At 69.5% G+C, this 19491-nt stretch carries 18 protein-coding genes; 6 read left to right on the top strand and 12 right to left on the bottom strand.

All coding sequences use genetic code 11. From position 1 onward, the window contains the following. Window positions 1-130 precede the first annotated feature (130 nt). The 6 genes from T333_RS28470 to T333_RS28445 all read right to left on the bottom strand — a co-directional run bounded on the left by T333_RS28470 (window position 131) and on the right by T333_RS28445 (window position 7313). Window positions 131-2827, bottom strand: coding sequence for a DEAD/DEAH box helicase (locus tag T333_RS28470; RefSeq protein WP_355002546.1), 2697 nt, complete (start codon window positions 2825-2827; stop codon window positions 131-133). Between the two features lie 3 nt (window positions 2828-2830). Then, complete coding sequence (gene tatC, locus T333_RS28465) at window positions 2831-3778, bottom strand: twin-arginine translocase subunit TatC (RefSeq protein WP_355002545.1); 948 nt, start codon at window positions 3776-3778, stop codon at window positions 2831-2833. 148 nt (window positions 3779-3926) lie between these two features. After that, a complete protein-coding gene (tatA, locus tag T333_RS28460) occupies window positions 3927-4187 on the bottom strand; it encodes a Sec-independent protein translocase subunit TatA (protein WP_355002544.1) in 261 nt (86 codons plus the stop codon). Between the two features lie 102 nt (window positions 4188-4289). Then, the gene (locus tag T333_RS28455; protein WP_496426631.1) at window positions 4290-5321 is read right to left on the bottom strand and encodes a 2-dehydropantoate 2-reductase; all 1032 of its coding nucleotides are present in this window, start codon (window positions 5319-5321) and stop codon (window positions 4290-4292) included. A 19-nt stretch (window positions 5322-5340) separates the two neighbouring features. Next, the gene (locus T333_RS28450) at window positions 5341-6321 is read right to left on the bottom strand and encodes a helix-turn-helix transcriptional regulator (protein WP_355002543.1); all 981 of its coding nucleotides are present in this window, start codon (window positions 6319-6321) and stop codon (window positions 5341-5343) included. Continuing rightward, a complete protein-coding gene (locus T333_RS28445) occupies window positions 6318-7313 on the bottom strand; it encodes a helix-turn-helix transcriptional regulator (RefSeq protein WP_355002542.1) in 996 nt (331 codons plus the stop codon). The genes T333_RS28450 and T333_RS28445 overlap by 4 nt, the downstream gene beginning before the upstream one ends. A gap of 124 nt (window positions 7314-7437) precedes the next feature. Here T333_RS28445 and T333_RS28440 point away from each other — a divergent pair, with 124 nt between their 5' ends. Next, complete coding sequence (locus T333_RS28440) at window positions 7438-7734, top strand: MTH1187 family thiamine-binding protein (protein ID WP_496426422.1); 297 nt, start codon at window positions 7438-7440, stop codon at window positions 7732-7734. A gap of 43 nt (window positions 7735-7777) precedes the next feature. On the opposite strand, the gene T333_RS28435 is transcribed toward T333_RS28440, so the two are convergent. The 6 genes from T333_RS28435 to dop all read right to left on the bottom strand — a co-directional run bounded on the left by T333_RS28435 (window position 7778) and on the right by dop (window position 13467). Then, entirely contained in the window at window positions 7778-8158 is a 381-nt protein-coding gene (locus T333_RS28435) for a nuclear transport factor 2 family protein (RefSeq protein ID WP_355002540.1), read from the bottom strand. Between the two features lie 108 nt (window positions 8159-8266). Continuing rightward, the gene (gene pafA / locus T333_RS28430; RefSeq protein ID WP_185757090.1) at window positions 8267-9625 is read right to left on the bottom strand and encodes a Pup--protein ligase; all 1359 of its coding nucleotides are present in this window, start codon (window positions 9623-9625) and stop codon (window positions 8267-8269) included. A 339-nt stretch (window positions 9626-9964) separates the two neighbouring features. Next, entirely contained in the window at window positions 9965-10738 is a 774-nt protein-coding gene (prcA, locus tag T333_RS28425) for a proteasome subunit alpha (RefSeq protein ID WP_355002538.1), read from the bottom strand. After that, on the bottom strand, window positions 10735-11583 hold the full coding sequence (prcB, locus tag T333_RS28420) for a proteasome subunit beta (protein ID WP_355002537.1): 849 nt from the start codon (window positions 11581-11583) through the stop codon (window positions 10735-10737). Before prcB ends, prcA begins: the two co-directional genes overlap by 4 nt. A gap of 14 nt (window positions 11584-11597) precedes the next feature. Further along, window positions 11598-11792, bottom strand: a complete 195-nt coding sequence (locus T333_RS28415; protein WP_067781199.1) for a ubiquitin-like protein Pup — start codon at window positions 11790-11792, stop codon at window positions 11598-11600. 175 nt (window positions 11793-11967) lie between these two features. Next, the gene (gene dop / locus T333_RS28410; protein WP_355002536.1) at window positions 11968-13467 is read right to left on the bottom strand and encodes a depupylase/deamidase Dop; all 1500 of its coding nucleotides are present in this window, start codon (window positions 13465-13467) and stop codon (window positions 11968-11970) included. Window positions 13468-13559: 92 nt separating this feature from the next. Between dop and T333_RS28405 the strand changes: the two genes are divergently transcribed. The 5 genes from T333_RS28405 (at window position 13560) to T333_RS28385 (ending at window position 19463) form a co-directional block, all read left to right on the top strand. Beyond that, window positions 13560-14753, top strand: coding sequence for a DUF418 domain-containing protein (locus T333_RS28405; RefSeq protein ID WP_496426421.1), 1194 nt, complete (start codon window positions 13560-13562; stop codon window positions 14751-14753). Between the two features lie 136 nt (window positions 14754-14889). Next, window positions 14890-15603 (top strand): hypothetical protein, encoded by a 714-nt coding sequence (locus tag T333_RS28400; RefSeq protein ID WP_355002534.1) that lies wholly within the window; start codon window positions 14890-14892, stop codon window positions 15601-15603. After that, on the top strand, window positions 15600-16136 hold the full coding sequence (locus tag T333_RS28395; RefSeq protein ID WP_496426420.1) for an NUDIX domain-containing protein: 537 nt from the start codon (window positions 15600-15602) through the stop codon (window positions 16134-16136). The genes T333_RS28400 and T333_RS28395 overlap by 4 nt, the downstream gene beginning before the upstream one ends. 278 nt (window positions 16137-16414) lie before the next feature. Next, the gene (locus tag T333_RS28390; protein WP_496426419.1) at window positions 16415-18229 is read left to right on the top strand and encodes an AMP-dependent synthetase/ligase; all 1815 of its coding nucleotides are present in this window, start codon (window positions 16415-16417) and stop codon (window positions 18227-18229) included. 40 nt (window positions 18230-18269) lie between these two features. Then, window positions 18270-19463 (top strand): PucR family transcriptional regulator, encoded by a 1194-nt coding sequence (locus tag T333_RS28385; RefSeq protein WP_496426418.1) that lies wholly within the window; start codon window positions 18270-18272, stop codon window positions 19461-19463. Window positions 19464-19491 lie beyond the last annotated feature (28 nt).

Genomic DNA, 19491 nt, shown 5'->3' with positions numbered 1-19491 from the left:
GCATCGTTATTCACACGGTAGCCCCCCGCCGGCGACTCGTCGCACTCACATGATTCGCTCGCTGCGCTCGCTCATGCGACTCCTACGCCACGGTCGGTACGCGAAAGAAATCAAATCACAATCGAATCCGCTACGCGGCGTCCACTGCCACGACACCCCGCCGGATCGCCCGGACCGCCTTCGCTGCCGTTCCCGCGATCTCCGGGTCGTCGGCCGTGCCGTGGATCTGGTCGAGCAGGTCGATCACCTGCCTGCACCACCGGACGAAATCGCCCGCGGACAGTGGCGCGCCCTGGTCGCCGCTGGCCAGCAACGACTCGGCCAATCCGTCGCCGCGGGCCCATTTGTAGACGCCGGTGACGAATCCGAGGTCGGGTTCCCTGGTCGGCGGCAGCTTGTGCCGCGCCTCGTCGGAACGCAACTCGCTCCACACGCCGATGGTCGAGGCGACCGCGCGCCGGATCGGCGCCGTGGGACCCGTCGCACCGAGAATGCTGCCCTCCTGGCGGGATTCGTAGACCAGCATGGACACCACACCCGCAAGTTCGGCCGGACCGAGGCCGCGCCAGAGGCCGTGGCGCAGGCATTCGGCGACCAGAAGGTCGCTCTCCGCGTAGATTCGGGCCAGCCTGCGTCCATCCGCGGTGACCTCGCCCTCGTGCACGAAGCCGCGCTCCTCCAGCAGGCCCACGATGCGATCGAAGGTGCGCGCCAGCGAATTCGTCGTGGCGGCAACCTTCTGGCGCATACTCTCGGTCTCGCGAAGCAGCCGGTTGTAGCGCTCGCCGATCCGGCTCATCTGCTCGCGATCGGGCCTGGTGTGCGCCGGGTGGGCGCGCAGGCTGCGGCGCAGCGTGGCCAGTTCGCGGTCATCGGCCGCTTCGGAGCGCTTGCCGCGGCGCGAACGACCCGGCGCGCTGATGCCGGTGCTGCGCAGCGCCGAGGCGAGGTCGCTGCGCGCGCGGGCGGTGCGGTGGTCGACGCGCCGGGGCAGCCGCATGTGGCCGAGCGGCTCCGCGGGCACCGGGAAGTCGGCGACCGAGACCCGGCCCGCCCACTTGTCCGCGGTGAGCACGAGCGGACGCGGATCGTTCGGGGTGGTGTCCGGCTCCAGGATGACGGCGAGACCCGCGCGGCGGCCGGACGGAATCGCCACCACGTCGCCGCGGCGCAGCGCCGTCAACGCGCTGACCGCCGCGCCGCGCCGGTCGGTACGGCTCTGCTGAGCCAGCTGACGTTCCCGCTGCTTGATCCGCTCGCGCAGCGAGATGTATTCCAGGAAGCCGCTTTCCGCGCCGCCGAGCTGGTCGCGCAGCTTGCGCAGCGCACCCTCGTTGCGCTCGATGCCGCGCACCAGCCCGACGACCGAGCGGTCGGCCTGGAATTGCGCGAACGAACGCTCCAGCAGGGCGCGCGATTCGTCGGCGCCCATTCGATCGATCAGGTTGATCGACATGTTGTAGCCGGGCCGGAAGGAACTGCGCAGCGGATAGGTCCGGGTGGACGCCAGACCCGCCACCGCACTGGTGTCGACCTCCGGCTGCCAGAGCACCACCGCGTGGCCCTCGATATCGATGCCGCGGCGGCCCGCGCGACCGGTCAGCTGCGTGTACTCACCGGGCGTCAGCTCGGCGTGCGTCTCGCCGTTGAACTTGACCAGACGTTCCAGCACCACGGTGCGCGCGGGCATGTTGATGCCGAGCGCGAGCGTCTCGGTGGCGAAGACGGCCCGCACCAGCCCGCGGACGAACAGGTCTTCCACCGTGTGCCGGAAGGCGGGCAGCATGCCCGCGTGGTGGGCGGCCAGCCCGCGGTGCAGCGCCTCGCGCCACTCCCAGTAGCCGAGCACCTCGAGATCGGGTTTCGGCAGATCACCGGTGTGCTTCTCGATGATCGCGTCGATCTCGGCGGCCTCGCCCTCCCGGCTCAGATCCAGCCGCGAGCGCAGGCACTGGGCCAGCGCGCCGTCGCAGCCCGCGCGGCTGAAGATGAAGGTGATCGCGGGCAGCAATCCCTCCTCGTCCAGGCGGGCCAGCACCTCGGGGCGCGGCAGCGGACGGAAGTCGCGGCGCATGCCGCCGCGTCCGCGCGGCACACCCCAGTTGTTCATCCGGTCCGCGGACTCGCGATGACGGATGTAGCGCACCAGGTCCTCGTCGACGAGCACCTTCTGCTCGCTGGACTTCGTGTCGAACAGATCGAACATCCGCTTGCCGACCATCACGTGCTGCCACAGCGGCACCGGGCGCGTCTCGTCCACCACCACCGAGGTGTCGCCGCGCACGGTCTCCATCCAGGCGCCGAATTCCTCGGCGTTGCTGACCGTGGCCGACAGGCTGACCAGCCGGACGTCGGCGGGCAGGTGCAGGATGACCTCCTCCCACACCGCGCCGCGGAACCGGTCGGCCAGGTAGTGCACCTCGTCCATCACCACGTACGACAGCCCGCGCAGCGCGTCCGAGGACGCGTAGAGCATGTTGCGCAGCACCTCGGTGGTCATCACCACCACGGGCGCGTCCGGGTTGATCGTCTGATCGCCGGTGAGCAGGCCGACGCTGTCGCGGCCGTACCGCTCGGTGAGGTCGGCGAACTTCTGGTTCGACAGCGCCTTGATCGGTGTGGTGTAGAAGCATTTGCCGCCGGACGCCAGCGCCAGGTGGACGGCGAACTCGCCGACCACGGTTTTGCCCGCGCCGGTCGGCGCGCACACCAGCACGCCGTGGCCCTCCTCGAGCGCACGGCAAGCGTCACGCTGGAAGGGATCGAGGGTGAATTTCAGCTCGGCGGAGAACCTGGCCAGCTCGGTGCGGGACCGGTGATCTGTCACCGTTCAGAGGGTATCGGAGTAGTCCGACACCGGTCGCGTGGATTTCGCCGACGGATCCATGATCGACTCCGCCGCCCCGATCGGCTCGGGCCCGGCGATCGCGGAGGCCTCGTCGTCGGCCAGCGCCTCGAGCGCCTCCCTGCGCGCCTTGCGCTTGTCGTTGAGCCTGGCGACCTGCACCGCGAACTCGAAAAGCACCGTCAGCGCGCACGCGAGCGCCAGCATCGAGAACGGATCCTGCGGTGTGACGATGGCCGCGAAGACGAACAGGCCGAAGATGATCCCGCGCCGCCACGCCTTGAGCTTCTCGTAGGTCAGCACGCCGACGAGGTTCAGGCCGATGATCAACAGCGGCGTCTCGAAGCTGACACCGAAGATGATCAGCAACTGGATGATGAAGCCGAAGTACTGCGAACCGCTCAACGCGGTGATCTGCACGTTGTCGCCGATGGTGAGCAGGAAGCTCAAGGCGTGCGCCACCACGACGTAGGCGAGCACGGCGCCGAGCCCGAACAGCACCGTCCCCGAGGTGACGAAGCCGACCGCGACCTTGCGTTCCTTCGCGTACAGGCCGGGGGTGATGAATGCCCAGATCTGGTAGAGCCAGATCGGCGCGGCCAGCACGACGCCCGCGGTGAAACCGACCTTCAACCGGAGCATGAACTGCTCGAACGGCGCGGTCGCCAGCAAGCGGCACGACCCGTCGGGGGTCAGCGCGGCCCTGGACTCGGGGGGCAGTGAACAGTACGGTCCGCGCAGGATCTCGCCGAGGCTCTCGAGGCCGAAGAACGAATGCGAGTACCAGAGGAAGCCGATCACGGTGGTCAGCAGCACCGCGAAGATCGACTTCAGCAACCGGCTGCGCAGTTCCTGCAGGTGCTCGACCAACGACATGGTGCCGTCGGGATTCGTCCTGCGCCTGCTGCGCCGGGGATCGAACGGGATTCGCATATCTGTGGTTGCCCCTGTGCTCGAGTGCCGCGCCTGGCGCGGCGGTATCGCGTCCCGTGCGGTGTCAGGGACCGACGAACGCCTTCACGGACCGCCGAACAGCACTGACCGGGGTGAGACCGTACTCACCCCGGCGGGAACATTCGACTCAGACCGACTTCTTCTCGGCCTGCGGCGTGATCGCCTGGTTCGAGGGCTGCGCGGGCGGCAGCTGCTGCGCCGGCTGCTGAGCGGGCGCGGCGCCCGCGGCGGGGCTCGCCTCGTTCTGCATCTGGCTGACCTCGCTCTTGAAGATGCGCAAGGATCGGCCGAGGCCGCGCGCGGCGTCCGGCAGCCGCTTCGCACCGAACAACACCACGAACAGCAGCGCGATGATCAGCAGGTGCGACCAGCTGAACGTGCCTGACATCTGTACCTCCCAAGACTGTGGTAGCTCCGATGCTACCGGACCTCACGACACCCGAACTCGCCCGACTTCGCCCGTTTGCCGTGCGTTCAACCTCGACTTTTGCTATCGCGGCGATTCGGGCGCGGCCGCGGCGCGCAGTTGCGCGAGCAACTCCGGCCCCGTCCAGGTCCGCCGATCGCCCTGCTCGGCCGCGACGACGAGTTCGATGAGCCGCTGGTTCACCGGGGTCGGCGCGCCGACCATCGCGCCGAGACCAACGATTTCGCCACAGAGCCAAGAGATTTCGGTCTTGCGACCGGCGGCGAGATCGTCGGCCATCGAGGAACGCGCCACCGGATCGATGGCGAGCACCTGCCCCGCGACCCGGCGGAACACGCCGTCGGGCACGGTCAGCAGCCGGGTCATCAGCTCCGGCGGCAGCGGGGTGAGCCGGGCCGGGCGTATTCGCGCCTTGTTCATCGCGGCGAGCGCCTCGCGCTGCGCGAGCGCGAGGCAGCGGCGGTAGTCCCGGTCGGCGAGTTCCTCGCGCAGCGGACGGCCGGACAGCGCGTTGATCGGGTTGTTCAGATTGAGCAGCAGCTTGGCCCACTGCACGGGTCGCAGGTCCGAGTGGCGGCGCAACGGCAGCCCGGCCCGCGCGAACAGCTCGACATAGTCGGCCAGCGCCGGGTCGTCCTGCACCGCGAGCCCGCCCTCGGTGCCGCGGTGGAAGCGGCCTTCGGTGTGGTGCACGACGTTGAACATCACCATTCCGGCGAGCACGACACAGGTGGGCAGAATCTCCCGGATCACCGTGTCGTTGCCGATGCCGTTCTGCAAGCTGAGCACGACCGTTCCTGGCCGGATCTTGCCGGTGAGCTCGCGCACCGCGGCGGCGGTCGCCCCGGATTTCACCGCGACGAGCACCAGATCGGCCGAGCCGACATCCTCCGGGCCGGTCGCGAGCGAGAGCCGGTCCGGGGAGACGAGCACCTCTCCGCCGTCGAGGTCGGTCAGGCGCAGGCCCGCGGCGCCGACCTCGTCGAGCAACCATTGCCTGCCGACGAACGTGACGTCCGCACCGGCCGCCGCCAGCTTTCCGCCGACGAAGACGCCGATGCTGCCCGCGCCGAGCACCATGACTCGCCGCGGCATGTTGCCGAGCTCGGTCACCTCACTCCAATTCCTCTAGTCCCGCGTCCCCGTACGCGGCCAGCGCCGCGTTGGATCGCTCGCGCACCGCGGCGATCAACTCCGGCGGACCGAGCACCGTGACGCCCGATCCGAAGCCGAGCAGCAACCGCGCCATCCAGTCCAGGGTGGCGAAACGCATGGTCGCCTCCAGGCTGCCGTCCGGATGCACGGCCTGCCGGTGCATCGGGTACTGGTCGAGCACCCAGCCGTAGTCGCCGCGGATGCGCAGCCGCGCCAGCGGGACCGCGGGATCGTCCTGGAACAGATCGAGCGAGGCGGCCGCCTCGGTGGCGGCGTGGCTGGGCGGCCGGGCGGGCTCGGTGAGTTCGGTGGCGGCTTCGATCCGGTCGAAGCGGAACAGTCGCACGCCCTCGGCCTCCCGGCACCACGCCTGCAGGTAGCTGTTGTCGTCGACGAGCACGATCCGGATCGGATCGACGACCCGTTCGGACACCACGTCGCGGCTGGCCGAGTAGTAGATGATGCGCAACGCGTGCTGGCGGGCCAGGCCCGAACGCACGGTCGCCACCGCGGGCGCCTCCACCGGAGTGGCTCGCGCGTCGCCCGCCGTCCGCGGCGCGCCGCCGGAGATGGCGGACTCGATCTTGGCGATGGCCGCGTGCGCCGCGGTCGGGTCGACCATGCCGGGCATGTCCACGATCGAACGCAGGGCGACCAACAGCGCCGTGGCCTCGGTGGAGGTCAGCCGCAGCGGCCGGTCGATGCCCGCGGAGAAGGTGACCTCGATGCTCTCCTCGGAGAAGGACAGATCGATGAGATCGCCCGGCCCGTAGCCGGGCAGGCCGCACATCCACAGCTGGTTCAGGTCGCTCATCAGCTGTTTGGTCGTGACGCCGAGGTCGGCGGCGGCGTCCGCGGCGCTGATGCCGGGGTTGGCGATGAGGTACGGAATCATGTTGAGCAGCCGAGAAAGCCGCACGGAGAGCCGGCTGGTCGTCACGCCCGCACCTCCGTCGTGTCGAACACTGAGCGCAGCCGGGCGACCACGTCGGCGCGCAGGTCGTCGGGGGCGAGCACGAGGGCGTCCGGGCCGAGACCGGTGATCAGCCTGGCCAGCCAGTCGCGCGAGCGGATCGGCACCTCGACCACCATGCCGCCGCGCCCGCCGACGGCGCGTTCCTCGACGACCTGACCGAGCCTGCGGATCTCCTGGCCGCGCCCGTCGGCGATCCACACCGTGGCCGAGCCGCTGACCGGCGCGCTGCTGGTGACTGTCGCGACGATCGCGCGCAGGTCGACGTCCTCGGGCTTGTGCACCGCGTTGACCGGGCCGTAGGGCGTCACGTCGTCGCCGATGCGGGAGAGGCGGAAGCTACGCACCGCGTCGCGGTCGCGGTCGTGGCCTACCAGATACCAGCGCCCGTGGTGGGTCACCACGCCCCACGGTTCGACATCGCGCATGAGGTACGGCGCGTTGACCGCGCCGCGATGCTCGAAGCGCACGGCCTGCCCGGCGTCGACGGCCGCGAGCAGCTTGCCGAGCACCGGCTCCGAGCCGCGGGTGCGGGCGGGCACGGCGGGCACCGAGGCGACGGCCGCGTCCGTTTCGACGTGAATGCCCGCGGCCCGCAGCTTCAGCAAGGCGCCTTCGGCGGCCGCCGCCAGCTCGGGGGACTCCCACATCTGCACCGCGACCGCGACCGCGGCGGCCTCCTCGTCGCTCAGATCGATGTCGGGTAGCTCGTAGGCGTCGCGGTTGATCCGGTACCCCTCCAGCGTCGAATACCGGTTCACCGGCCCGACTTCCAACGGAATGCCCAGGTCGCGCAGCTCGTTCTTGTCCCGCTCGAACATGCGGCTGAACGCCTCGTCGCTGGCCGAGTCCTCGTAGCCCGCGACGCTTTCCCTGATCCGCTCCGCGCTCAAGAACTGCCGGGTCGACAGCAGCGCGATGACCAGATTCATCAGCCGCTCGACCTTGGATATCGCCACCCGTAAGAGGGTAATCGCCACCGTCGAATCACCGCGCGGCGGCGCGCGATAATCGAGCGCGGCGGCGCGCGATGAACGAGCGCGGCGGCGCACGACCACACACCTCGCGGAGCACAATGGTGCGGTGATCGTTGCCTTCTCAGTGACCCCGCTCGGCACGGGCGTGGACGTCGGCCCCGCGGTGGCCGAGGCGGTGCGCGTCGTCCGGGCGAGCGGCCTCCCCAACCACACCGACGCCATGTTCACCACCCTCGAGGGCGAATGGGACGAGGTCATGCGCGTCGTCAAGGACGCTACCGACGCCATCCTGTCCATCGCTCCCCGCTGCAGCCTCGTCCTGAAGGCCGACATCCGCCCCGGCGTCACCGACGCGATGACCGCCAAGGTCGAGTCGGTCGAGCGCTACCTCGCCGAGAACTGACTTCCCTGCCGCTGGCGCGCATCCAGCGCCGCAGCAGCGCCGCTCACTCCTCAGGGAAGCGTGTCTGCTGGTAGCAGGACAGGCGCCAGCCGTCGGGGGTGTGGGTGTAGACGCTGGACATGACGCCGCGGAAGGCGGGGTCCGTGCCCTCGCGGTAGGCGATGCCGACGTAGATCAGGGCGGTGGCGTCGGAGCCGACGCGCACCAGGCGGGGGTTCTGGATTTCGTAGGTGCGCCATGGCGGGGCGTGGCGCAGCGATTCGACGACGCCGTCGCGGTCCAGCACCATGCCGTTGGCCAGGATCATCAGCGCGTCGTCGGTCATGAGCGCGCCGTAGAAGTCCGCGCCGGTACTCGCACACAGCGCGTCCCAGCCGCGGCCCTCGAGGTCGAGCAACTCGTCGAGCACATCCGTGTCGGTCATTGCTCCACAGTAGGCGCGGGATGGGCAGACGAGGCCGAGCCGACGCGCGGCTGTCTCCTGCCCATCCGACACTCGTCCGGAAGAGCTCCGGCTCTCCGGAAAGACCGACTACATCGAGGCGATCAACCGGTCGACGCGCTCGTCGACCGAGCGGAACGGGTCCTTGCACAGCACGGTCCGCTGCGCCTGGTCGTTCAGCTTGAGGTGCACCCAGTCGACCGTGAAGTCGCGACCGGCCTCCTGCGCCGCGGTGATGAAATCGCCGCGCAGCTTGGCGCGAGTCGTCTGCGGCGGAGTGTCGACCGCCGCGTCCACCGCGTCGTCCTCGGTGACACGCTTGGCCAGACCCTTGCGCTGCAGCAGGTCGAAGACGCCGCGGCCGCGCTTGATGTCGTGATAGGCCAGATCCAGCTGCGCGATCTTGGGATCGGACAGCTCCATGTTGTAGCGGTCCTGGTAGCGCTGGAACAGCTTGCGCTTGATCACCCAGTCGATCTCGGTGTCCACCTTGGCGAAGTCCTGCGCCTCGACCGCGTCCAGTGTCCGGCCCCACAGGTCGACGACTTGGTCGATCTGCGGATCGCGGTCCCGGTTGCGCAGGTGCTCGACGGCGCGGGCGTAGTACTCACGCTGGATGTCGAGCGCGCTGGCCTGCCGACCGCCTGCCAGCCGCACGGGACGGCGACCGGTGAGATCGTGGCTGACCTCGCGGATGGCGCGGATCGGGTTGTCCAACGCGAAGTCGCGGAACGAGACGCCCGCCTCGATCATCTCCAGGACCAGCGCCGCCGTGCCGACCTTGAGCATGGTCGTGGTCTCGGACATGTTCGAGTCGCCGACGATCACGTGCAGGCGCCGGTACTTCTCGGCGTCGGCGTGCGGCTCGTCGCGGGTGTTGATGATCGGGCGCGACCGGGTGGTCGCCGAGGAGACGCCCTCCCAGATGTGCTCGGCCCGCTGCGACAGGCAGAACGTGGCCGCCTTCGGCGTCTGCAGCACCTTGCCCGCTCCGCAGATCAGCTGCCTGGTCACCAGGAACGGCAGCAGCACGTCGGAGATACGGGAGAACTCGCCCGCGCGCACCACGAGGAAGTTCTCGTGACAGCCGTAGGAGTTGCCCGCGGAGTCGGTGTTGTTCTTGAACAGGTAGATGTCGCCGCCGATGCCCTCTTCGGCCAAGCGTTGCTCGGCATCGATCAGCAACTCCTCGAGCACCCGCTCGCCCGCCCTGTCATGGGTGACCAACTGGTGCAGACTGTCGCATTCGGCCGTGGCGTACTCCGGATGCGAACCGACGTCGAGATACAGCCGAGCGCCGTTGCGAAGGAACACGTTAGAGCTACGGCCCCAGGACACCACCCGGCGGAACAAGTACCGGGCTACCTCGTCGGGGGACAGCCGACGGTGACCGTGGAAGGTGCATGTCACACCGAACTCGGTCTCGATCCCCATAATTCGTCGCTGCACACCATCGACATTACAGCCATGTCAGGTACTCGCGTGGCGCTGCGGACAACACGGACGCATACGTCTTCACAACGATTCGGCACCGTATGCCCGGCGCGCTCGGCCGGTCAGACGCGGATTTCGCCCCGAGGGCCGCAGCGAAACCCCTGCGCCGAGCGGACGGCGAGCGCACAGATTCGTCGGCGCGATCGCCGCGTCGCGACAGATCTTTCGACGGGCCGCTGCCGCGCACCCGGCCGCTGGAACTTTGCGCGGCACGATCGCGGCGCCCCCGGAGACAGCGGATGGCCCGCGTGGGATCGCCATCGAGGCGGTCCCACGCGGGCCATCGGTCTTCGACTACTCCGAGTCCGAGGATTCCTCGGGAAGCTCCACCACGGTGGTCTTCGTCTTCGCCGCGCTCGCCGGCTGAAGCAGCTTCTCCAAGGCGGTGTCGGCGATCCTGCGGAACGCCCGGCGCGGCCGCGACTGTTCCAGCGTGGCCACCTCGAGCGAACTCACGCCGAGCGCTCGCTTCTCCTTGTCGGCGCCCTCCGGAATCCCGGCCTGCAGCGCCTTGACCGCGACACCGATCGCGGCCGACAGGTCGAGACCCGGCCGGTAGGACCCCTTCAGCGCGGAGACGATGGGCTCGGTCGTGCCGCCCATCACCACGAACTCGCGCTCGTCCACGATCGAGCCGTCGAAGGTGATCCGGTACAGCACCGACTGCGGCGCCTGCTCCGGATAGCCCACCTCCGCCACGCAGATCTCCACCTCGTACGGCTTGAGCTGATCGGTGAAGATCGTGCCGAGGGTCTGCGCGTAGGCGTTGGCCAGCGCCCGACCGGTCACGTCGCGCCGGTCGAACTGGTACCCGCGCAGGTCGGCCTGCAGGATGCCGCCGCGGCGCAGGTTCTCGAACTCGTTGTACTTGCCGACGGCCGCGAACCCGACGCGGTCGTACAGCTCACTCACCTTGTGCAGCGTCGCGGAGGGGTTCTCCGCCACGAACAGCACACCCTTGTCGTACGCCAGAACGATGACACTGCGACCACGAGCGATGCCTTTGCGCGCGAGCTCGGTCTTGTCGCGCATGATCTGCTCGGCCGACGCGTAGTACGGCAGTGTCATGCGTTGGCGCTCCCTTCCTGTGCCGCCGCGCGGTCGGCGACGATGCCGCGGGCGATCTCCTCGACGCGCTCCTCGGGCACCTCCACGGCGCCGTCCTCGTCGATCGTGACGATCGTCGGGTAGATGCCGCGCGCCAGATCCGGCCCACCGGTCGCAGTGTCGTCGTCGGAGGCGTCGAACAGCGCCTCGACCGCGATGCGCAACGCCCGGTTGGCGTCGATTCCCTTGGCGTACAACTTCTTCAGCGACGTCTTGGCGAACATCGAACCGGAACCGACTGCGGTGTAACCGAATCGCTCCTCGCTGCGACCGCCGACCACGTCATACGACACGATGCGGCCGACCCGGTCCTGATCGGTGGCCTGCTGGTCGTATCCGACCAGCACCGGCACCACCGCCAGGCCCTGCAGCGCGGCGGGGAGGTTGTCGCGCACCATCTTCGACAGTTTGTTGGCCTTGCCGTCGAAGGTGAGCGGAACGCCTTCGATCTTCTCGTAGTACTCCAGCTCCACCGCGAAAAGGCGCACCATCTCGACGGCCATGCCCGCGGTGCCCGCGATGCCCGCCGCCGAATAGGTATCGGTGATGTACACCTTCTCCATGTCCCTGCTCGCCACCAGGTTTCCCTGCGTGGCGCGCCGGTCACCGGCGATCAGCACGCCGCCGCGGTAGGTCACCGCGACGATGGTGGTGCCGTGCGGAGCGACGTCCTTCGCGACGGCGCCACCGGAGTGTCCGGTGGCGCCATCGATCGCGGCGAATCTGTTGCCGGGCAACAGCTCCGGTGCGTGTGCGCGCAGGTGTTCGGTGAACGAGGAGAGGGCGTACCCCGGGTGGAGACGCATGGGGTCACCTGCTGTCACTGGCCGCCCTTCTGCACATAGGCGCGGACGAAGTCTTCCGCGTTCTCCTCGAGCACGTCATCGATCTCGTCGAGCAGGTCGTCGGTATCCTCCGCCAGCTTCTCGCGGCGCTCCTGACCGGCGGCGTCGACGCCGTCGGGACCCTCGTCCTCGTCGCCGCCCCCGGTGCGCTTGGTCTGCTCTTGTGCCATGGCAGCCGACCTCCTCTGTCCTCATCATGACCGGACCCAAAGTATGAGCACGGTTCCGATCATGAGCAATGTGCGTGCTCGTACAACAACACTACCCAGCCGAGCCGACACGATGTCGGATCTGTGCCCAATTCGCCGCGCGGACAGCGCCCGATTCGCGACCTGGCCCGCGCGGTCAGGTGGTGAGTTGCTGGACCAGCTCGGCGGCGGTGTCCACGCCGTCGAGCAGCTTGCCGACATGCGATTTGGTGCCGCGGCGCGGTTCCAGGGTCGGGATGCGCACCAGCGAATCGCCGCCCAGGTCGAAGATCACCGAGTCCCAGCTGGCCGCGGCGATGTCCGCACCGAAACGGCGCAGGCATTCGCCGCGGAAGTAGGCGCGGGTGTCGGTGGGCGGCTTGGTCATCGCGTCGAGCACCTGCTGCTCGGAGACCAGCCGCTTCATCGAACCGCGCGCCACCAGGCGGTTGTACAGACCCTTGTCCAGGCGCACGTCGGAGTACTGCAGGTCCATCAGGTGCAGTTTCGGCGCGGCCCAGCTCAGGCCCTCGCGCTGGCGCATGCCTTCGAGCAGGCGCAGTTTGGCGGGCCAGTCGAGCAGGTTCGCGCATTCCATCGGGTCGCGCTCGAGCAGGTCCAGGACCATCGCCCAGTTGTCCAGGATGTCCTGCACGCGGGCGTCCTCGTTGCCCTCGCGGTCCATGAACTTGGCGACCCGCTCGTGGTAGAGCCGCTGTAGCGCCAGACCGGTCAGCTCGCGGCCGTCGGCCAGCGCGACGGTGGCGCGCAGGCTCGGATCGTGGCTGATCTGGTGCACGGCGGTGACCGGGCGGGCCAGCTGCAGGTCGGACAGGTCCTCGCCCGCCTCGATCAGGTCGAGCACCAGCGCGGTGGTGCCGACCTTGAGGTAGGTCGACATCTCGGCCAGATTCGCGTCGCCGATGATGACGTGCAGCCTGCGGTACTTGTCGGCGTCGGCGTGCGGCTCGTCGCGGGTGTTGATGATGCCGCGCTTGAGCGTGGTCTCCAGCCCGACCTCGACCTCGATGTAGTCCGAGCGCTGGGACAGCTGGAACCCGGCGTGATCGCCGGACTGGCCGATGCCGACCCGGCCGGAACCGCAGATCACCTGGCGGGAGACGAAGAACGGCGTCAGGCCGACGATGATCTGGTTGAACGGAGTGTCCCGGTTCATCAGGTAGTTCTCGTGGGTGCCGTACGAGGCGCCCTTGCCGTCGACGTTGTTCTTGTACAGCTGCAGCCGCGGGGCGCCCGGCACGCTGGAGGCATGCCGCGCGGCGGCCTCCATCACGCGCTCGCCCGCCTTGTCCCAGATCACGGCGTCGAGCGGGTCGGTGACCTCGGGCGCGGAGTACTCCGGGTGCGCGTGGTCGACGTACAGGCGGGCGCCGTTGGTGAGGATCATGTTGGCCGCGCCGACCTCGTCGGCGTCGATCACCGGCGCCGGTCCGTTCATCCGGCTCAGGTCGAAACCGCGCGCGTCGCGCAGCGGCGACTCCACCTCGTAGTCCCAGCGCGTCCGCTTGGCCCGCGGCACGCCTTCGGCCGCCGCGTAGGCGAGGACCGCCTGGGTAGAGGTGAGGATCGGGTTGGCCGACGGCTCGGTGGGGGTGGAAATGCCGTATTCGACCTCGATACCGATGATGCGCTGCATACCTCGAGCCTAGGCGACACCGACCAATGTCATACCGAGGGTGGTACTTCCGGAGGATCATGTTCCCCGCTCCCGGGCCGGATAGTCGACTCATGACCGAATCCATCGCCGAAACCGGGGCGAAAGCCACCGAACGGGACCGTGCCGGGCGGCCCACACGGCTCGTCGCGCTCGACGTGCTGCGTGGCATCGCGATCCTCGGCACACTCGGCACCAATGTCTGGATCATGACCAACCCCGAGGGCCTGATCGGCTACATCGACGAACTGGGCGCCGCGACCGACGGCGGCTGGATGTGGACCGAGCGGGTGCTGCAACAGCTGGCGCAGGGCAAGTTCCTCGGCCTGCTGACCATCATGTTCGGCATCGGTCTGGCCATCCAGCAGGCCTCCGCCGCGCGCCGCGGCCGCGCGTGGCCGGGCGGGTATCCGTGGCGGGCCGGGCTGCTGTTCCTGGACGGCGTGCTCAACTTCCTGTTGGTCGCCGAGTTCGACGTGCTGATGGGCTACGCGGTGACCGGCCTGGTGGTCGCCTTCGTGCTCGCCACGAGCGAGCGCGCGCAACGCCGCTGGCTGACGATCGCGGCGAGCGTCCACCTGGCCATTCTCACACTCGTCGCACTGGCGATGGCGTTCGCGCCGCAGCAGGATTCGGCGCCGCGCGAGCCGCTGGACCCGAATCCCTATGCGAACGGCTCGTTCTCGGACCTGGTCGTGTTCCGCTTGGACAACGCGTTGACGTTCCGGGTCGAGGCCGTCTTCGTCTTCGCCATGTCGGTCGCGCTGTTCCTCGCGGGCGCCCGGTTGTATCGCGCGGGCGTGTTCCGCCCGGAGGGCGCGCGAACCCGCAAGCGGCTCATGGTGATCGGCGCGATCGCCGCGCCGATCGATTTCCTGGTCGGCGTGTTCGGCGGCGATCTGGTGCTGCTCACCCGCTACGGCAGCGCGCCGTTCGTCGCCTTCGGCATCCTCGCGCTGGTCGCCGAGTTCTACCTGCGCCGTCCTCGGCTCGGTTTCGCGGGCCGACGGCTCACCGAGGTCGGCCGCACCGCGCTGTCCTGCTACATCCTGCAGAACCTGGTCGCCTCGGCGCTGTGCTACGGCTGGGGTCTTGGCCTGGCCGCGCGGGTCTCCCCCGACGCGCGCGTCCCGTTCACGATCGCGATCTACCTGGTGGTCACGCTGATCATCGTGACGGCCGCGCACCTGTGGCTGCGGCGCTTCGAGCGCGGGCCGGTCGAGTGGGCGTGGAACGCCTGCTACCGGGTGCTGACCCGCGAGCGCTGACCGGCGCGGCCCCGGTCAGCGCGATCGCACACAATTTCGGCGGCGAACACGAGTAGTGCGCTACTCGTGTTCGCCGCCGCTCCTCGTCCCATGCTGAAACGACACCTTTCCGCACTGTCTACGAGGGGAATCGTCCATGAAGGCCGCGGTGCGCCGTGTCTGGCTGCCGTTCAACGAAACGCTGGAGGGCCGGGTGCCCTGGATGTACCTGGATTCCGAAGGCTTCGTGAGCACCGGTGTCGGCAACAAGCTCGACGACACCGGACGGGTGCGCGGCGCTCCGACTCCGGCCGAACGGGCCGCCTCGCTCATCGCCGCCCGCAGGCTGCCGTGGCGCCGCCCCGACGGCTCGGCCGCCACCTGCGCGGAGATCAACGCGGCATGGGACGCGGTGAAGAGCCGGATGGATCTCGTGGCGGGCGGCTACCGCCGTTTCGCCGACGTCACCGAGCTGCGGCTGACCGACGAGCACATCGACCGCGTCGTCTTCGCCAGGCTCGACGAGCTGGAGACGCTGCTGCGCGGACGAATGGTGCGGCACGGCACCGGCGCGGTCGTGATGCCGTTCGCCGGTTTCGACTCCTGGCCCGCCGACGCGCAACTCGGCATGCTCAGCATGTGCTGGGCGATGGGCCCGAAGTTCAGCTTCCCCGCATTCCAGGACGCCGCCTTCGCGCGCGACTGGCTGCGCTGCGCCGCCGCCTGCCGGGTCAATCCCGAGATCGGCACCGTGATCCGGCGCAACGATCGCGATCAGGACTTGTTCCGCAACGCGTTTCGAGTGGAGGACGAAGGCCTCGATCCGGAGGTGCTGCTGTTCCGGCTTCCTGAACTAACCTCGAGCGAGTGAGTCTCGCCGAGCGCTATCCGCTGCTGCATACACCCGTCCGCTGGGAGTGGGGTGGCCTGGACGTCCACTTCTCCACCGAGCTGCCCGCCGACGAGCTGGTGACCAACGTGCACGTGGTGTGTTTCGTCGGCGAGCGGATCGTGCTGTGCCGCGACGACCGCGACTTCTGGCTGGTGCCCGGCGGGACGAGGGAAGCGGGCGAATCGGTGGACGAGTGCCTGCGCCGCGAACTGCGCGAGGAGGCGGGCGCGCGCCCGGTCGGCCCGGTGCGGTGGCTCGGCGCGCACCACGCGACCAGTGACGCACCGGAACCGTACCGGCCGTGGCAGCCGCACCCGCACAAGGCGTGGCTGTGGTGCGCCGCCGACGTCGTGCTGGAGTCCTCCCCCAGCAATCCCGCCGACGCCGAGCAGATTCTCGAGGTCCGCGCCTTCGTGTTCGAGGACGCGCTCGCACACGTCGCCACCGACGGCGCGTACCTACCCGAACTCCTCACCCTGGCAAGGGAATTGCACCGGCCCACCGCGCGCTAGACGTCCGGCCGCGCACTGACTCTCGACGGACCGGCAGCGTCCTCTGACGGTGTCCGCGAGGGCGGCGGGCAGGTCGCGGGCCGGGCCGCCGGAATGCTCCACCGCTGCCGTCGTGCGCGGCCGTTTGGTCCGATGCACAAATCGGGACGTTACAGTCTTGTCCTTTGCCCCTGGCGACAGGTCCGCTCGATGCGCTGAGCTTGGACGGACGACGAGGTCGACGCCACCGCCGGTGACGCGGGGTCGCCTCGACCACACTCCAGCAGAAGGTCTCGGTCTTGGTTCCCTCCACAACTCCGGCGGTCGAACGGGTGCGTCCGGACACCCTGTGCGCGGCGTTCCAGGCGAACGTCGCCCGCTACGCCGACGCGGTCGCGCTGCGCACTCTCGGCGGCGGGCAGACGATCACCTGGCGCGAGTACGGCGCGCGGGTCCGCGCCATCGCGACGGGTCTCGCCGCGCTCGGCGTGCGCCCCGGCGACACCGTCGCGCTGATGCTGACCAACCGGCCGGAGTTCCACCTGTGCGACACCGCCGTGCTGCACGCGGGCGCCACGCCCTTCTCGGTGTACAACACCAATCCGGTCGAGCTGCTCGCCTACCAGTTCGGCAACGCCGGGAACCGGGCGGCCATCTGCGAAAGCCAGTTCGCGCCAAGGATTGCGGCGGCGATCGCGGTGGCGGCCGAGCGGGGCCACCGCGTCGAGCACGTGATCGTCGTGGACGACGCGCCCGCGGGCACCGTGGCGCTCGACGCGCTCGAATCCGCCTCCGCACCGGACGGTTTCGGTTTCGAGGCGACGTGGCGCGCGGTGCGTCCCGAGGACCTGCTCACCATCGTCTACACCTCGGGCACCACCGGCCCGCCGAAGGGCGTCGAGCTCACGCACACCAATTTCATCGAGAACGCCCGCGTCATCGATGAATTCGGTGGCGGGGGTCCGGACGATCGAGTCATCTCCTATCTGCCCGACGCGCACGCGGCCAACCGGTGGTTCGCGCACTACCTGACCATGCTGGAGGGCAGCCAGATCACCACGGTTCCGGATTTCACACAGGTGGCCGCCGCGCTGTCCGAGGTGCGGCCGACCGTGTTCCTCGGCGTGCCGCGGGTGTGGGTGAAAGTCAAGAGCGCGCTGGAGGAACGGTTCGCCGCGGAGCCGCCGCCGCGTCGCGCGCTGGCCCGGTGGGCGGTCGGCGTCGGGCGCGACCGCGCGCGTGCCGCCTCCGACGGACGCGCGCTCGGGTTCACCGGTCGCGTCCAGCACGCCGTCGCCGAGCGGCTGGTGCTCGGTCCGCTGCGCGCCAGGCTCGGCCTGGACCAGGTGCGCGTCGCGGTGACCGGATCGGTGGCCATCCCGCCGGACGTGCACGAGTTCTTTCTCGGCCTCGGCCTGCCGTTGTGCGAGGGGTACGGCATGACCGAGTGCACCGCGGGCGCGACGCTGAACGGGCCGGGACGGATCAAGATCGGCACGGTGGGCACGCCGCTGCCGGGCGCCGAGGTCCGTCTCGCGGCGGACGGCGAGGTGCTGATCCGGGGAAAGATCGTGATGCGCGGATATCGCGGCGACCCCGTCGAGACCGCCGAGACGGTCGACCCCGACGGCTGGCTGCACACCGGCGACATCGGCTCCTTCGACGCCGACGGCTACCTGTCGATCGTCGGCCGCAAGAAGGAGCTCATCATCAACGCCGCGGGAAAGAACATGTCCCCGGCCAACATCGAGAACACGATCACCGAGAACTGCCCGCTGGCGGGCGCGGTCGTGGTGATCGGCGAACAGCGCCCGTACAACACCGCGCTGATCTGTCTCGACCCCGATCTGGCCGCCGCCTTCGGCAAGCGGAACGGGCTCGCGGCGAACTCGGTCACCGACCTCGCCGCCAGCCCGGAGGTGCTCGCCGAGATCGAGCGCGGGATGACGGCGGCGAACGGCAAACTCTCCCGCGTCGAGCAGATCAAGAAGTATCGGGTGCTCGGCGAGGTGTGGGAGCCGGGCGGCGACTGTCTGACGGCAACCGGCAAACTTCGCCGCGCGCCGATCGCGAACCGCTACACCGATACCATCGAGGCCCTGTACTCGGCCTGAGCCGGGACACAGGACGGCATTGAGGCACACGGAGGCGCCGATGACCGACCCGGGCGAAACTCCCGGCCACGGGCAGCGATCCGCGCGGATCGACGACCTGCACCGCGCCGCGGCCGCGCTGCTGGAGGGGTTCTACGGCACACTGCCGCCCTACGCGCAGCTGCCCTTCTCGCTGGTCGAAACCGATTTCGCCCGCGGCGCGAAGCTCAATGTCGATCTGTTCTTCCAGTACCTACGCCGCGGCGTCGAGCCGTCCGAGGCCGACACCAGGGAGCTGGTGGAACTGGCGATGGACCGGCTGCGCGACGGCACACCGCTGGCCGATGTGCTCGAACGGTATCGGCTCGGCGCGGCGTTCCTCTGGGACCGGCTGCGCGATTCGGCGGGCGCCGACGAGACCTTGCTGCTGGACGCCTCCCCGGCGCTGCTGAAGTACATCGCGCTGGTCGGCTCGCGCATCGCGACCGCGGCCGTCCAGCGCGCCCACGATCCGCGATGGGAACTGCTGGAGCGCCGCCGCGGTATCGCCGAGGCGCTGCTCGCCGGGCGCGATCCGGTGGAGTGGGCCGACGACCCGGTCATCCCGGTGGCCGACGCCTTCCTGGTCGCGGTGTTCCGGTTGTGCGGCAGCAACGGTGGTCCCGCGGCGGCCCTGCGGCATCGGGTCGAGGCCATCCCCGGCGTCTTCCTGCGTCTGGACACCGGGGGCTGGACCGCACTGATCCCCTTGGCCTCCGGCGACGACGGCTCAGCCGCGCTGGCCGGGCTCACCGCCCGCCTGCCCGCGCACGCGCCCGGCCGAATTCCCCCGTACTGGGTGGGCGTGGGAGCCGCGTCCACCAGGGCCGCGGTCCCCGCGCTCGCCGCCGAGGCGCGCGTGCTCGCCGAGCTCGGGCGCTGTCTCGCGCGACGCGAGATCGTCTGTCGCCGAACGGATCTGCACTTCGAGTACACCGTGGCGGTGAGCGACGCGGCCCGGCCAGGTCTGGCCGCGCTGCTCGCACCGCTGGACGCCCAGCCGATGCTCGCCGAGACGCTGGAGACGTTCGTGGACACCGGTTTCAACCAGCTCGCCACAGCGCGGCAGCTGATGGTGCACCGCAACACGGTGACCTATCGCCTCGCGCGCGTGCACGAACTCACCGGGCTGGATCCGCACCGCCCCGCCGACGCCATGACGCTGTCGGCGGCGCGGCTGGCCAGGCGGCTCGAAGCCGCCTCGTTCGCACCGTAGTTCCGCCCGGTTTGGTCGGGCGCACAAA

The sequence above is a fragment of the Nocardia sp. CNS-044 genome, assembly GCF_059570515.1.
Note: the sequence above shows the minus strand (reverse complement) of the source record. Positions and strands in the feature narration are given on the sequence as shown.